Consider the following 15,668-nt stretch of genomic DNA (forward strand, 5'->3'; position numbering starts at 1 on the left):
CTAAGGCGATGCGCAGTAGATCTGGCACGTGCACTGGAACGCCGACGGATATCTGTTGTCACCCCACTTTGGCCCAAAGAGAGGCTTGTCAAAATCTTGCCACATATGACATGGTTAGGACTGTCACCATATCGAGGCGATGGTTCTCGGTGGAAGGCGGCATCTCCACCTCCTCACCGTCCCATCGTCTAACGTATCGCTCAGCGCTTTGAAAAAGCGAGACGAAGTCGGCAACTAACCAGTCCTCCACGAAGCGCTGAAACCCTCTAGAGCGCGCTTCGGCAAATGGAAGGTCGTTTCTAAGCCAGTCTTCGAGTGCTTTGGTGAAAACCAACACGCTCACAGGCGCTTCCACCTGACTGTCGACTCTATTCGTAAGATCGTTCCCGCACACACATTGAATTAATTGTTCGCGGCGCCAATCTAAGGTGCAACCGCACTTCGGACACGTGTCGATCAACCAATGCCGGTGCCGTACACACGCACAGATCATACGAAGGTCTCGTATGGCCGGTGTCGCCTTTCGTTCTCGAAGGCACTCGACGCAGATCGCCGAACGCGTCCGGCGAAAGAGCTTTTTTGGTATTTCGGCATTCATGAACTGCACCACATGTTGCAGTTCAGTCGGTTTGGGTCGACATGTCATATTGGATAGGACTTCAGGGTCAATTCCAACCGACTCCGCGAGCAGCAACTGAGGGCGATGGCTCTGGACCCCGAACGACACCAGCTTGCTTAGCACCGAAGGCGCCCAGTTCAGAGAGGTAAGACCGTTCAACTCCCCTACTCTGTGGACATAACTGAACAGACTTTCACCCTCATATGGCCGGGGCCGCACAAGGAGTCTGGCAGGAAGCAGCTTATTAGCTATAGCCACTGAACGGCTCACCGGTTTTGTTAAGCAGCCTTGGTATGAACGCACTATCAAAGGGATTGCGCTCACGATCCGTCGCGCTCCATATCTCGCTCTCAAATGCCATCCTCAACACATCGAGGTCTATCCGATCACGCCCCTCTTCCAAAGCAATCCGTATCGCACCACCGGTAAGCTTCATGAGATAGTCGATGAGCCCATGGGTCGCATAGAACATGAGAGGAATCACTGCCGGCTCAATGAACGCCGATGCCTTTTTGAACGGCGCTTGGGAACTAAGTGTATTCAGGAAATCTGCGAACTTTATCGCCTCCATCTTTGTTTTTATGGAAAATGGCGGCAACGTAGCTTGGGGAAGGAACCGACGACGCAATTGCTCATTGACCTCGAGAATCCGTTTGCAGTGAGGCAGTCCAAGTAGCACAAACGGAACCCGCGTGGCGTTAATCAATTGCTTGAGCCAATCTGCAACCTTGTATTCTATCTTTCCACCTGAGTTGTCAATGAACTGCTGGAATTCGTCCAATATCGCAATTTCAACGCGACACTCTCTAAACAAAGTAACTATGCGTGCCGTCTTGCTTTCGGCAGATCCTCTGTCCCCATAGGGATCACCTAGCTTCGTCAATATTCTTTCGGCGACATTCTTGATCGTGGGTCCCGATGGAAGTTCTATTTCCACTACTCGTATTACGGTGCGATCCTCGAGCTCTTCCCGCGGATATTTCGCCTCGTACGATTTGCGCAGTGTTGACTTGCCCGCCCCCGAGACACCGGTGATAAGAAGGCAATCCGGCTCTTCGACAAGGTGGCGGCCATATAGGTGGCACCTCTCAATAGCCTGCATTGCTTTCATGAACGTCGGATATCGAATAAGTTTACTGCGGAACTCGATCGCCGCCGCGTCGGCCGGCGGAAGGGATTGCATGCCACTAGTGAACATTTCAGCCTGCGACTGCCCTACCGACATGACGCGGTTGCGGCTGGGCTTTCGTTTGTCGTTCTCAGCGCTGTCAGCCACGGCTCACTCCTCTGAATTGGTTATTTGCACAGTGCGGCATTCAACGTCGAATTCCGACAGCTCCCTATCGGTGAGCCACGACACGATATCGTCGGCGGTTTCCTTTTCCGTCGGAGGGCCGTCCTCAGCTCTGTCCTTTCTATTGGGCGTTTCTTCAGCGTGTTGCCGTAGCGCCTCCCTGACTGTCGCGGGCTGTCGCTTTTTGCGCGAAGCGGGAGCTATACGGGATTCCAGAAGGCGCTGGGTGAACTCTCGCACTTCCAATTTGGCCGCAAGCATGGCGTCGTGGAAAGGCAACGCTTTATAGTCGTCTTTCGCCTTCCTAGTGATGAGGACGTGTTGCTCTAACGTTAGGCCGTTCGCGTAGCCAGGCGATGTGCAACTCGCAAGAGCGTATTCTTTGCGTTCAGTATCCAGGACATGTACGGCGCCGAGATCGTCCGGGTCGAATCTGACCGTAACCTCTAACGACCTCCGTCCCGCAAGAATGCGTTGCAACGCCGACGACGTGTATCGAAGGTTGTGCAGCTGCACGCCGTTGCGATCTAGCTGCCGCCTAACGACTTGGCCAAGGTACACCTTGAGCCGCTGCGGGTCGGGCGCGAGTTCAGGAGCGTCGATCGCCACACCCTCATTCCATCGCTGTAGCGGGGCCGCGTTGATACCTCGGTGAAATGTGGCCCCATATACGTCCACGATCCACTTGTGAAGGGCTAGCTGAAGTTCGCCAAGGGTAAGCACTGCTTTGGCAACCGAGTCGTAGTCGAGCCGTTTTGCATAGGTCGAATATGTGGTGCCTGGAACCAGATGGAGAAAGCTGTAATTCAGTGTTTTTAGAAATCGTTCAATGACACCCTTCAAATGCGGTGTACGCGGCTGACAATAAAGCAGATGGGTGCCAAGGTCTGCGCATGCCGCCTCTAGATCTTTCGCATGAAACTCCAGGCCGTTGTCACAGACGATCAGCTCGATCAGCCCGAAGCACGGCCAGACGCCTTTGACCTCGGAATACATCTCGCGCATGTACGTCTTAGGAAGCATCGCGTGACGCAAGCACCGGAGTACCGACTGCACGCTGGGCTTTCGGAAGCTCAAATGGTAGCCGACCACCATTCGCGAATACCGGTCGATCATGACGGTCACCCATGGGCGGCCGAGAACGAGTGATGTGGCCTCGTCGATCACAAGCACGTCCAACGGCGTATTATCAACTTCGACGCGCTGCAGTGGCCGCGTGCATTCCGGCCCCTTACCAAACATAGTGAGTTGCTGTGTCGCGATCCGCTGACCATATCGACGCTTCAGCACGTCATATTTTTCGTACTGATCGAGAAATCTGTTGATTAGCCGCATGGAGTCATCGGGGAGTGTCTCTTCTGGAAACCTGGCCAGGTTTGCTTTCCTGACCCGCGCGTTTATCCAATCGCGGAGCGCCACCTTGGACTCTCGCTGCTCAGTTAGATAGACCCTCTCAATACCTTCGACGATCAGGTCCCTCAGAACCTCTGGGTAGTCGGAACGGGGCCGCCTACCTCGAAGCTCCCATTTGTCTATCAGAGCCCGAATGTCCATGTTGCCGAACACCCATCTCCGTCGCCAAGCGTAGAAGCGTGCGATCGCCGGCGGCCGACCTCCAGGCTCAATCTGTTCTGCACACGTGCGAAGCAATTCGGATAAAACTTGTCGGCCGAGTCGGAGCCGCCCGTCTGGACAAATCGCTGTAAGGTACTTCCACTTACGGATAGCCTTGTTACGTATCGCCTCGGAAAAGTCCGCCAGACTTCGTTCGATAGGGGCCTGACGGGAACGCTCGCCATCGTCCGCCGGAAATTCACTGAAGGTCGTGATCTTGAGACGGGCCTGCTCGTACAAGCTTAGGAGTTGCAGGTTCGAGTATTCATACAGTGCCCCGTCGCTGGCTGAGCGTAGTTGCAAACGGTCACCGACAATCTCGACGATACGATGGTGAACAGCATCGATCGTCAGGATTGATCCTCGCTTAAACAAACAGCGCGTCATCGTCGGCCTCCGCGAAAGGTCGGACCAAGGTCTCAGCAGCCAATGGCTGATGGAGGTCACAGACAAGATTGCGGACGGCCAATGCCTCTAGCACGTTTCTATAGCTCCCGAGTATTTCGATAGCCTCCGCAAAGTTGACCGAATGAGCGCCTCGCCAATCCAAGTCCGCGCAGACGTTCGGCACGGATTCGTATGGACGCATATGCAGCAGGTACGAAACCAACTGTGAGCGATTGGAATGACAGATATGCTCCTCTGTGAGTGCGACAAAGCGAGCGCCTGTACTTTCGAAGTAACTGGCAATTGCTGCGAAGCGCTCATTGTTCTCCGGCGTGGCGAGCCTTTCTGCAGGCTTGACCTCAACGAACCATTCTTGTCCATTCTCCCAGAGGAATCTGAAGTCTGGCGTATAGCGCCGCCGGCGCCCGCTAGTCACGTAGGAAATTGATAGGGGCTGTTCGTCAAAGGCCGCAATCGTGCGAGCAAACTCCGCCAGGTGAAGGCAGGTCATCTCGAGTAGGCTCTCGCATCGCACCATTCGCTGCATTTTGCGGGACGCGAATTTTCCCCTAAACCCGCGCCCTGAGGGTCGCACCGGGTTACGAGTGTTGTGATACGGAAGTTGGGAGGGGAAAAGATGCCGCGCTGAGACATGCTGGGTAGGCGCGCTATGGTCAGCCATGATGGGTCCCTAATCGCTTTTTGGAGGCGACCACCGGGCAGCGGTACCCCAAGCTAGGGCGTCGCCAACAAGACTCCGGTTTTTGGGCGTAATAACTCCCACCCTTAGGTTGTTATCCCCAAAGCAAAACCGCAGCTAACCGATGATCGATGAATAGACGGCCTTGACCAGCCAACCGCGAGGAGGGATACTTCGAGCGCCAACCAGAAGTATTGGCCTCCAAGTGAGGTCAGCGACGGGGCAAGCCGCCAAGGTTTGTCCCGTTTTTACATTTCGGCGTCCTCCTTTGACTTACGTCGGCGCAGCCGTGGCGGGCCATATGTAGGCTCGTCCGCAAGAAGCTCATCGATCCGCACCAATTCACGTAAAGCCCGAATTTGAGCCGGATACAACCGGTCAATTTTTTCCCAGAGCTCGTGGCACAGCAGGTACGTCTCGGTTGGGACATCTGCCGGCAGCACAAATCGCCGCCGCGACCTTTCTGCAGCAAGCCGCATTTCAAGGTTGTCTCGGTCATTGAGAGATAGCTCTCTGTCGAGCTTTCCCAGAAATTCGTCACTCGGCGGTTTGGTGCCCAGTTCGATAGCGGAGACGTAGGCCTGTTCGTAGCCCAGCAGCTTGGCTAGCTCATGCTGTCGCATGCCGCTACGCAAACGTACGGCGCGGAGAAAAGTGGCGAATGGGCTGCTCATACGGCCGCATCTGGAGATGGTACTTAGTACAACATACTGAACGGGCTCAGCGGCTATTGAAGTACATTTCAGTCTACTTGCCAAGAAGAGTTTTTCTTGCAAGCTGTTGATATATAAGGTTTTATACCGTTAAACAGTACCAAAAGCGTAAGCCGATGGCCGCCGCCCGTTCCGCCGTCACGTTGGAAGTCGGGCGTGGCTGGGCTACGAGCGCACCTGCTGGGCAGCAGGTCCCGAAGGTTTGCCGACTGGTGATGCCATTCGCCGCCCTATCGCCATGTGAGGCTCGAGCTGAGCAAGACGTCATAGCCATCTTGTGGCTGCAGCAAGGACTGCGTCCACGACCTCAGCGACGCCAGCGGCGGCATGTCCTTCAAGTACGACGCCCATCTCCATCGAGTTTTCGAGTGAGGCCGCGGTTACGTTCGACGAACCCAGGTAGGCGGTGCTGCGGTCGCAGAGCACCGCCTTTGCGTGAAACGTTTCCCGCCCACCGTCCATGCGTGGAATCGAATAGTTAAAAACATGCACGCCGTGCGCCTTGAGCCACGATGAGATGGCATCGAAGCCGACCGGGTAGTCCTTCCGCGCGGTGTCTTCCAGGCTGCGAAGAATCAGGGTACTCTCGACCCCGGGGGGTGCGTGTGCCAGCATCTCCTGTAGCCAAGCAGCGCCCCTACTGTCGAGGAACGGCGTCATGATGACCACGCGCCGCTGCGCCGCCCGAACCATACCGTGAAAGGCGTGCTCGGTAGATTCCAGGTCTGTCGTTCGCCAGCCCAGCGCCGATAGCTTTTGTTCCAGAACGCTAGGCCGCGGCGGTTTGGTGAGCACGACCTGGGCTACAGTCGCATCCCGGTGGACGAACGACCGATAATGCTCGACGCTATTCAGGGCGAAGGCCAGACGCCGAAAACGCAGATGCGCGCCGCCGCGAGGCCTGAACCCCGCCGGCGTTGCCTCGACAAGACCGAGCCCAACCGAACGCTCGAGTAGGTCCCGCGTCGCCCCCTCTTCGGTGACGCCCAACTGCGCCGCGTCGACCAACGAACGGGCCGACTGCACCGAATCGGCGGGCAGGTCTGCCCATGCCTCCAGCAGCGCCGCCGCGAGGCCCGCTTTGTCGGCCAGGCCCGCCAGCGCCGCTTGCTCGAAAGCCGTCAGCTTTTGCGCAGACATGGCCGGGGCTACGGAGTGACAATGTCGAGGTAGCCGCGAATCGGTGCTCCGCGCTTATCAAGGCGAGGACTGCCTCCGATGGACCTCAACACCGAGCGCGACAGCAGCTTGTTACCGGCAACGCAAGACGTCTCCGGCATCATCACGCAGTCAGGGCAAGCGCCGCCGCGCTCCGTGCAAAGCGAACCCGTACCGCACTGGGTCGCTTTCGAACCCAGCATCGAGGTCAGCATCGCCGTGCCGGCGTTGCGCCAGAGCGCAGACAGGTTGCCCAGATCCATCGTGGTTCCGTTGCGGTAGACCACGAAGGCCAGGTCCGCGGGGAAGATGTATTCGCCCAGCGAGCCCAGGTCCAAGCCCGAGTACTCCGACACGTGCTTCATCAGCAAATGTGAGTAGCTGTGGAGCAACGTGTACAGGTAGAAGTAGATCGGCGGCGTAGTGCTCTCGGGAAGGTTATCCAGGAACGGGCTCATGTCTTGCGCTGCGCCCAGCAGGCCGGCTCCAATCTTTTCGCCCGCATTCAGCGTGAACATATCCGGGCACTTCAGGCTGCGCAGCCAGTCAATAACGAGTTCTTCCCTGAGCCGCACGTAGATGGCCTCATTGCCCTGCTGGACGACATACACGGGATACCGCATGCTGTCGTTTTGTCTCACCGGCGGGAACAGGTTTAGACGGACAGGCATGTCCATACCTCGCTTGTCCCGGAGGATGGGCACAGACTCCATGCGCGAGTAGCCGAAGCTAAAGCGGCAGAGGTCGAACTCCCGGATGAGACCCATGTCCTCCAGGCCCAGTTTGTCGAGTAGTGCACGCGTCGCAGTCTGGACCTGGTCTGTCTTGTCCTTGTCTTCGGGCGCCAGGTCTTCGTCCAGTCTGGTGAACGAGACGTATGGCTTCTTGCCGTTCGTCCTTGTTTCCACATCTAGACGTGTGCTCTTGAGCGCGGCGTGTTCAATGGCCAGGCGGAAAGGGTCGAACTTCGATGCGAACTTGGACCTGTCCCGGATGTTCGAGACGACTGACATCGGCAAGTCCACTTTTGGTAGAAGAATTTGCCTCTGGCGCAGGTCATCGAGAACGCGCTCCTTGTGACTGTGCGCCAGGTCGATAGCCCCTTTGAGTTTCGTACGCATGGGCTCCGGGAATTCTTCCAATGTGCGAATCTGTTCCACCGCGGCCAAGTAGTCTGCCAGGTCCTTGGTGCACTCGGATTTTCCATCACACGCCTTGCGTACGTCCTCATCCGTGACGGTCTGAGCAGCGAAACCGTATTGCTTGGCGACGAAGTCCTTGAGCTCTGCCTCATGCCCAGGCCTCAGGCGAGTCAGCAGTTGCTGGCTGCCATCCTTGAAGTCGATGAAGAGGTCAGACTTGACGTAGTAGGCGCTCGACGCGCGATAGGGCGTAGCCTGCATGCGCACGTCGGTGAGTCGGTCGGGCCCCATCGCCGGTCCGAGAATGCGCAGGGTATCGCGGTCGTTCTGCAGCCACTTCGGAGACAACGGCTTGTCGCAGGCGGCGCATTCAAAAAACCAGTCGCCAATGCCGGCCGAGCGCCGGTTCAGCCTGAACTGTGAGCTGCCGCAAACGCAGCTGTCATAGCGCTTGACCACTTTCGCGTCGCGGTCGCTCCAGTGCCACTGGCCTGGGAAAGCAGCCTCCCAGCGGCCGGACCAATGCACGAAGATGACGTCCAGCTGCTCCCAATCGCACAGGCCCTTCTTCTTCGGGTTGGGGCAATGGTTGGGTGTCAGGTTCTCCAGGTTCTTGTCCAGCTCCGCGAGTGTTTCATAATCCTGGAACATCCCGCAGGTCCGACAGACGAAGGTCAGCGGGGCCGGCGTGTACTCCATGTGGGACGGTCGGCAGAGATAGAAGCGGTCCTGGCCCGGCAGCTGGAATTCCATCCTGGCCGGGTCCAGCATGGCCTGGTCGACGCACTGGGCTGGCAGGACACGTGGCTTGGTTGGGTCGCCGTCGCGCGCAGACGAGGCGGTGTTGAACCAGGCACGCCCGAGTTCGTTCATTCGCCCGAACACCAAGTCCATTGTCGACGCGGATAGCGGGATGGGCTCGCCGGCCGCCGAGCGCGAGATGCACGCCCCCATCCCCCCCTCGAATGTAAAGAAGCTCTCTGGGGCGTAGGCCGTCGCAAGCTGGTTGCGAGAGCGGTTCATCGTCTTGGCTTTTGCCATCTCGTTCGCTCCCTTAGCTCCGCGCTTCCGTAGTGTTGTCTGTCGAGTCGATGTCCGCTCCGGAGCCTCGCCGGATGAAGAGCATAGCCCGAGCTGTCATACCGTCCCTCACAAGCTTGAAGGAGGCATCCACGCCTGATTCGTGAATTAATCCCGGTTGGTCCACGTCGCGCAGTGACGTCATTGGCCGAAGCAGGCCGTTGCGGGCAGCGAAGAACTTGACCAGTTGGGTCGCATTGACCAGTCGGTCGACGCCAAGGTCCTGCTGGTAGTGGGTGAGCTGCCCTTTGAGCAGGGCGCGGTAGTAGTTCTTGCCTTCCGGGGAAGGTGAGAAGGACAGGCCGAGCGCCTTCTCCATGAACGCCTCCGTGGCCTTCATGTTAGCCGGCACGGCCAAGAAGTCCCGCACATCGGGCGCCATCGAAAATGGGGGGCAGCTGCGCTTCTTGTCGTCGTCAGCTGCGCATAGGCGCTCAATGGCGTTCATGCCGCAGACGTACTCCTGGAAGAAGCTCGGCATCACCCGCACGAGCGCCTTTTCGGCCCATCGATCCACCGCAGCCGGCAGAATCATCCGCTCTAGGAACCGGTGGAAGATGTCGTGAATCTCCAGCACGAACCGGTCTCGATATCGCTGGGGGACTGGCACCAGAAGTGAGAAGCCTACGTGAGTGCGGCCAACACGCGATGATGCCTGGATGTACTCGGCGATGTCTGATGGGATGCCCGCAAAGAACATCGCGTTGAACTCCTCCACGTCCACACCGTGCGAGATAGCGGAAGTAGCGATGACCGAACGGAGGGTGTCGTTTAGCTCTGGGAACGGCGAGCCGACGCCAACCCGGGCCTCGGCTCGCCGGACGATGTCCTGAATGTCCGCGGCGGAGACGGCACCCGAGATGAGCTCCGAGTTCAACTCGTGGTCCGTATACCCATCGGCCCGGTGGAGCTTCTCGAACTGCACCTTTTCGGTGTCTATAACCTGGTCGCCACCTTTCTTGTTGGTGACGTAGGTCAGGGCGATGCGGTGCAAGTCGACGAGTGTCAGAAGAGTCGCAACATCGGCGTCAGTCATAAGCCGAACGAACTGGGCCTGTAGAGGACCAGCCGACACCCACCTAATTAGCTCGGCGCGGGCGGCATTTTCCTTGACCGGGTCCTCGCTACGCAGGCGCTCGTACAAGCCGGTAAGCATCAAGTGGTAGTGCCCAAGCACCGAGGCCATCGCCACGGTGTGGCGGTGCCCGTTAGTCAGGATGGAAGCGTAGACACGTGCCCAGTGGCTACGCAGCTCCACATCGCCGACAGAAATCGCTGCGCGTTCGGTGTCATCCAGCGTGGCGTCCGGTTGGAGGGGCGTCGCATAGAACGAGTTGTAGAGAGTCGGCCCGGGATGCGGGAATTGAACGGTGTTGTCACGCTGGTAGAGATTGCGCATCTGGCGCTGCGGCTCGCTGACGGTGGCAGATGCAGCGATGACCTTAATCTTCCGGCGCACCGTGGAATCGGGCTCGTACGACAAGTGGCCATTCAGCAGCGGCGCAAGCTGGTCGAATCCGGCCTCAAGCGCAGACTCGAATAGGCCGGAGAACGTCCCCAGAGACTCGTCCAGAAGGTGCGCTTCGTCCTGGATTAGCAGAGCGGGAAATGGGTCGAAGAAGCGCTTTTCCCCTGACGCAAAGGACGGAAACAGCGCGCGCGTACTGGCGCCAGGGTGGCCATCCCAGTCCTTGGGCTTCATTGGTACATACAAACGCTCGCTGTCGGTCTCGACAAGGGGCGCGAGACCGAACATCCCGAAAAACTTACGGATGGTCCCCTGCGACTGTCCGATGGCGGCGAGCTTGTCGACCGTGCCCAGAAGAACGGAGGGTGCGAGATCGTAAATGTCCTCGTCCACAATATAGAACGGCAGCGGGGTCGGCTTGGCGAAACGGGCGTTCCAGGAGCACTTCTCTTTCGGTGCCGCGCAGTAGTGGCCCAACGCGTTGGCACCGGTGCCGGAGTGACGGCGCAGCGCTAGCAGGCTGCCGTCCTTGTTTCCACAGAATGGACACGACGACAGCTTCAACCAGCGCTCACGGGCGCTCTTGTAAGGCTGGATATCTTTGTGCTTGGACTCAGAGTTGGGTGCGACCTCGCTATCGCTCGGAACTTCGTCGTATCCCTCTTCAGAGTGCCAGTTGGGAGTGTTGCTGCCGCCCACCCAAAATCCCAGCGAGAACGGCTCGCCTGGATGCCCGCGCGAATGCCGAACCTCTTCGGCTGCACCCATGGTGGCGAAGGTCCGGCGCGCCTGCTGCAGCGTGAGCAAGCGTAGCGGGTAGCGCATCAACGCTGACACCCCTCTGTGTTTTCCCCGTAGGCGGTCGAGAAACAGCACAAACGCGAGCAGGCCGAGGAAGGCCTCAGACTTGCCACCGCCAGTCGAGAAGTACAGCAGCGTTACGGCGTTGGCGTGCTTGGCGACGTCGGGTGTGTAGAAGTTATGGAATTCGGGAATGCGGGTCGCGAACGCTGGGATGGACGCCAGGATGAAGGCGAGTTGGAACAAGCGCCACTCGTCATAGCCTTTCGATTTTGCCACCTTGGCCATGGCTGTATTCATCGACAACCACGCCTCGAACGGAATACCCAATGGTGACTTCTGCACGCCGGGCCCGCTCCAATGTTTGCAGGATTTTTCGAGGATTTCCAAGCCGCATCGGATGGCGCTCAACTCCCGGCGCCACGCTGTGAGGTCCAGATGTAGTTTCTCGCGCTCGGCGGCCAGTTGTTCTGAGGCGTCCGGCCCCACGAGGCCATGGTCCACAGGATGCTTCTCTACCTGGGCCAGCCACGTCTCGTAGGCCGTAACGAGGGGCTGCAGGCCGCTCAGACAATCGGGTTGGGACAGCTTCCCAATGTTGCGCTGAACGGCGCCATCGGTTGGAATGATTCGGGGCAGCACGTAACGTGGTGCCCACGTCGTCGTGAGCCGGTGCAACAGACCGTTGGTGGTGAGGTTGACCCCACTATTGAGCCCCAACGCTGGGTATTTTAGGTACTGGTTGTAGCGATAGGATGGCTTGACTCGGTCCAAGTGCAGGAACTGGTGGTCGGTCGCCGGCACTGTCACAGCCACCGAGACCTGGAAAAGCGACGGCTCCAGCTCCTTGAAGTTGGTCTTCGTGAGCGGAGTCGTCCAATTCTCCAAGGCCACATGGACGGTCATGCGGCTAACGTCGACTGGATCAGGCACCGCCTGAACGATCCAGCGCAACTCAATTTTGGGTACGATGACAGCAAGGCTCGAGGCACGAACTGCCTCCAGGTAGCGTTTCCAGTCGCGCACGTTGGACGGGCGGACTCTGGCTCGACGGTAGCCCCATAGCTTCCCGCCTGTGTCAGGGTCGGTGCTAGTCGCCCAGTCCGCAAGCTGCTTGGCGATGGCCTCGTTCAGCGCATCGGTTGCCTTCTTGGCATCGGCCTCTGCCGTCGCCGCCGTGAATTCAAACGATGGCAGGGTGAGCTCGAGCCGGAGCCATTTCGGAGGAGGAGGGATATCGTCTGCCAAGCCATCGGGCGTGGCTAGGCCAACAGTAATCTCCTGAGCCGGACGTGCTTCGCCTTCCTCGTCGCTTTCGCCGCCCCCATCTTTGGCACCCTCGGCTTCGGTTTCTTCGCCCGCCGGCGCACGGTCCAACCGGTTATCGAAGGGCAATCCCATCGATTCGTACACAAATTTGCGCGCCTCGTAGCTTTTTGCGGCCCATTCCGAATTCGTCTTGCCGCCAGGTAGCGCGGCGGTGAGCTTAGTTAGCGCGTCCCTGATCTTGCCGCGGATTTCGGTGCGAGCCTCTCTGGTCAGCGGGAACGTAGCCTCCAGCCGGCCCCCTGGCTTCACATCGTCCTCGGTTGGCAGGATGCGGACGTACACAGCACCGGTCAGTGATACGCCGAGAGCCGTACCCACCGCGGTCGTGCGAATCTGGAAATCCATGCCGTGCGCACTGATGCGGATAGGGTCAGCCTCCTCGTCACCGCCGCGCTCCTCGATAGGCATCGGTACGATGAATTCCGACATCAGTGCTGCACTGGGCTTAGTGTCATAAATGACTCTGTAGAAGTCCCCCCGCCCGGCGAGCCGCGCCGAAAGGCCATTGAGCAAGCTGTCAACCACGGCCTCTTTGTAGGCCGGATGGATGTTGCGTGGGTTCTCACTGAGGATGGGCACTTGTCTCTCCCTTCTTGCTTTTGGTAAGCCGCGCCAGCGGTGGCACAACGCGTTCGACTCGATAGACGCAGCGCAGCGCCTCTTGCTGCAGTTGCCGAATGGCGTCTTCGGGAACCTTGCGGTAGGCGGCCGCGCTTTCGGGCTGAAACAGGATCTCTGCGTACCGGGCGACCAGCTCTCTTCCGAGGTACTGGTTCAAGCGCCGGGCATTCAGTACGAAACCCCAGTGCTGTTTCGCGGCCTCCTCGCTCATGCCCAAGGCCTTGCAAAAGATGATGAAATACTTGGTCTCTTTGGCGGCGTGGGGCCGCGAATCGTTCTCGTGCAGGGACAACCAGTAGTAGACACGCCCCAATCTGCATTCCTCGGCCTTGGAATCGAGTTCAACCATCCTGGCATGAATTTCTCGTGCCAGAGCTGACCGTTTCGTGGCTTTAAACATTAGCGCGCAGCGCCTCTGAACATCGTCGTGGTATAGCTTGAGCAATGTACGCACGGGGTCGACAACCGATCTCACCCCTTCGCCATTCAGCTGGAGCGATGATTCCAACTTGGCGCGAAGTTCATCGCTCATGTCGAAGATGAAGTCGCCTTGTTGGATGGCGCTCGCGGCAGCACGCCGGAACGGGGGGTCTTCATCGGGCACGTGGCGGTAGACCCAGCCATACGCGTACGCCCGGCCGCCACCCTCCAGCTCGAACTTGAAGTAGGCCTGCTCGTCGCTCTCACCGCTGCGGCCATTTTCGTCGAACTTGAACGTCAGAGACATCTCGCGAAGTTTGCCAATGACGAGCGGGTTCGGAACTTCTGCCAGGCGTCGCTCAACCTCTTGGGCCAGCAAGCCGATGCGTCCCCGGTAGGCCTTGAACGCCTCCGGCTCCTTCATGCAGGTCAGCGTCGTAAGGGTGGACTCGGCTTGCCGATAAGCGAGTAGGACTGCGGTGCCGTGCGGCACATCTGGATGCGTCACCAAGATGCGAACTACATCGGGGTTGATACCTACGAAGGTGATATGTTTCCCTTTCCTGTCGCCGGTTAGCGTCTTGGCAACGGTGGATAGCGTGTGCCATTCGATGCGTGTTTCGGCAGAGGGCCAGTCAGCACCAAGCTTTCGTTGGAGGAAGCGATGCGCCAGCAGGACGTACTGGTTGTTCGGCAGCACCAGCGAGATGCCCTGCCGGCTCGCAACCGCATGCTTTCGGACTTCGGCAAGCATGCGGGATGCCATCGGCGTGGCATCGTTCCAGTCGTCGATGAGCTTCTCTGCCTGCGCGATGGATTGTTCGACCGAGTCACGTACGTGGTTCAACGCACCGGAGGTAAGTGCCGCCACGAGTGCCAACTTGACGGGAATCCAGGCATTCTGCTGGCTTCCGTAATCGCCTCCTCCCGATTCTGCAGACGCCGCAGTGAGGTCCGTGTACCCGGCAGGCATGTTCGACAGCCGCAGGATATACATGCACGCTTGGAGCAGCGCCTGATAGGCGGGGCGCTCCTCTTTGCCGGCAGACAAAGTCAGGCGTTGGAATTTCAGTGCGAGCTGTGACGCGTCTCGGTCGACGATGCTGACGCTGAAGTTCGAGTTGCTGCGCTGGGCGGGATGCCAATCTTCAGCGACTGGATGCGCGGAGAGCAGCACGTCCTCAGCTTCTGCGGCCCACACTCTAGTCGAGAACGGAATCTTGGAATCCCGAAGCTGCCCCCGTATGATGAAGAAGGTTTTGGGGTCATCCGTTACGATGACGGCCCCTGCATCGGAGAAGCCGTTTTCCCGAGCGAACAATAGAAAATCAGGAATGCCATTGACCGCAGCGTAGTTCGTTCGCGACGCGGTGTCCGTCGCGTCCAGCAGTAAAACCTCCGGCCGGCCTTGGCCCTTTAGCGCTGGGTCGGCCAATGCCGTACGCCACGAGTCCTTCTTCGCCGTGTGGTGCATCACCATGAGGGCGCTCGGCGCTTTGCCAGGGGTGCCCCACTCGAGGTTGACCTTCTCTCGCAAGTCACGCCGATGCGCGAGGCGTCCCACTTTGGCGAGGGTGCGCTCCAGCGGGTTCGAGACCGTCGTCGCCCAAGTGCGATTGGCGGGGTCGAAGACGAACGTCGGAACGAGCTCTGCGAGCGAGGGATTGGGCGATTCAGGGTTGTGCTGGGTGAGGTCATTGAGGGCCGACAACGCGGCCAGGAGTGCAGGCGACGACGTGTAGGCCTCTACCTCGAATGAGCCGTTTGCCTGTTGCACCCACAACGTCCGATAAAAGGCGCTCAGCAACTCGCGATTGGCGAGCACGCTGTGGAGCGGAGCGCGGCAAGCATGCGTGCCGGGGTAGAGTACGGTTCGCATCCCACGCAGGTCCTTGGCGAAGATGCGCTCAACGTTTGCGAGTGCGTGCAACAAAGGCGGCGCGGTCAACTTGGCAGGCCAGACCAGGCAAAGTGCCACGTCTCCACTGTCGGCAGCGCCGAGCAGCGTGCTCACAAGCCCCTTCGCCCAGGGTTGCGGAGCGATGGTCTCGTTTGCCGTCCGCGACAGGTAGCTCAAGGGAGCGCTTCCGGCACGGACCTGTGCCCACTGCCGTTGTGGGCGCATCGGGGTAGGCGGCTTGGCTAGGGCTGGGGGCGCCGCTTCGACATGGACAGGGAGCTGCTTACCTCCGACCGGCTTCGCTACAAATTTGCGGGCGAGTTCGGCAAGCTTTTCTCGCGCTTTTGTTTGGTCCGCCTGGCGCTTCGCCAGTGATTTGAGTTGAGGCATTACAAAGTCCGCACCATGTGTTGCCCTGCCTG

9 protein-coding genes are annotated in these 15,668 nt (G+C 58.9%); all 9 read right to left on the minus strand.

Annotation, left to right across the window (positions count from 1 at the left end; translation table 11 throughout):
* Positions 1–88: 88 nt before the first annotated feature.
* The 9 genes from FFS21_RS32930 to FFS21_RS16485 all read right to left on the minus strand — a co-directional run bounded on the left by FFS21_RS32930 (position 89) and on the right by FFS21_RS16485 (position 15,636).
* Positions 89–943, minus strand: a complete 855-nt coding sequence (locus tag FFS21_RS32930) for a TniQ family protein (RefSeq protein ID WP_502705181.1) — start codon at positions 941–943, stop codon at positions 89–91.
* Positions 864–1,895 (minus strand): TniB family NTP-binding protein, encoded by a 1,032-nt coding sequence (locus tag FFS21_RS16450; RefSeq protein ID WP_137925852.1) that lies wholly within the window; start codon positions 1,893–1,895, stop codon positions 864–866. The genes FFS21_RS32930 and FFS21_RS16450 overlap by 80 nt, the downstream gene beginning before the upstream one ends.
* A gap of 3 nt (positions 1,896–1,898) precedes the next feature.
* Entirely contained in the window at positions 1,899–3,914 is a 2,016-nt protein-coding gene (locus tag FFS21_RS16455; RefSeq protein WP_137925853.1) for a TnsB C-terminal domain-containing protein, read from the minus strand.
* Complete coding sequence (locus FFS21_RS16460; protein ID WP_171020430.1) at positions 3,895–4,425, minus strand: TnsA endonuclease N-terminal domain-containing protein; 531 nt, start codon at positions 4,423–4,425, stop codon at positions 3,895–3,897. The genes FFS21_RS16455 and FFS21_RS16460 overlap by 20 nt, the downstream gene beginning before the upstream one ends.
* Positions 4,426–4,862: 437 nt before the next feature.
* A complete protein-coding gene (locus FFS21_RS16465; protein WP_137925855.1) occupies positions 4,863–5,288 on the minus strand; it encodes a helix-turn-helix domain-containing protein in 426 nt (141 codons plus the stop codon).
* 303 nt (positions 5,289–5,591) lie between these two features.
* Positions 5,592–6,467, minus strand: coding sequence for a phospholipase D-like domain-containing protein (locus FFS21_RS16470; RefSeq protein WP_137925856.1), 876 nt, complete (start codon positions 6,465–6,467; stop codon positions 5,592–5,594).
* A gap of 8 nt (positions 6,468–6,475) precedes the next feature.
* Entirely contained in the window at positions 6,476–8,668 is a 2,193-nt protein-coding gene (locus tag FFS21_RS16475; RefSeq protein ID WP_137925857.1) for a DUF8724 domain-containing protein, read from the minus strand.
* 13 nt (positions 8,669–8,681) lie between these two features.
* The gene (locus FFS21_RS16480; RefSeq protein WP_137925858.1) at positions 8,682–12,884 is read right to left on the minus strand and encodes a DEAD/DEAH box helicase; all 4,203 of its coding nucleotides are present in this window, start codon (positions 12,882–12,884) and stop codon (positions 8,682–8,684) included.
* Positions 12,868–15,636 (minus strand): hypothetical protein, encoded by a 2,769-nt coding sequence (locus tag FFS21_RS16485; protein ID WP_171020431.1) that lies wholly within the window; start codon positions 15,634–15,636, stop codon positions 12,868–12,870. Before FFS21_RS16485 ends, FFS21_RS16480 begins: the two co-directional genes overlap by 17 nt.
* Between the last annotated feature and the right edge of the window lie 32 nt (positions 15,637–15,668).

Origin of the sequence: Cupriavidus sp. 2SB, from assembly GCF_005503625.1 — a bacterium.
Classification (GTDB): domain Bacteria; phylum Pseudomonadota; class Gammaproteobacteria; order Burkholderiales; family Burkholderiaceae; genus Cupriavidus.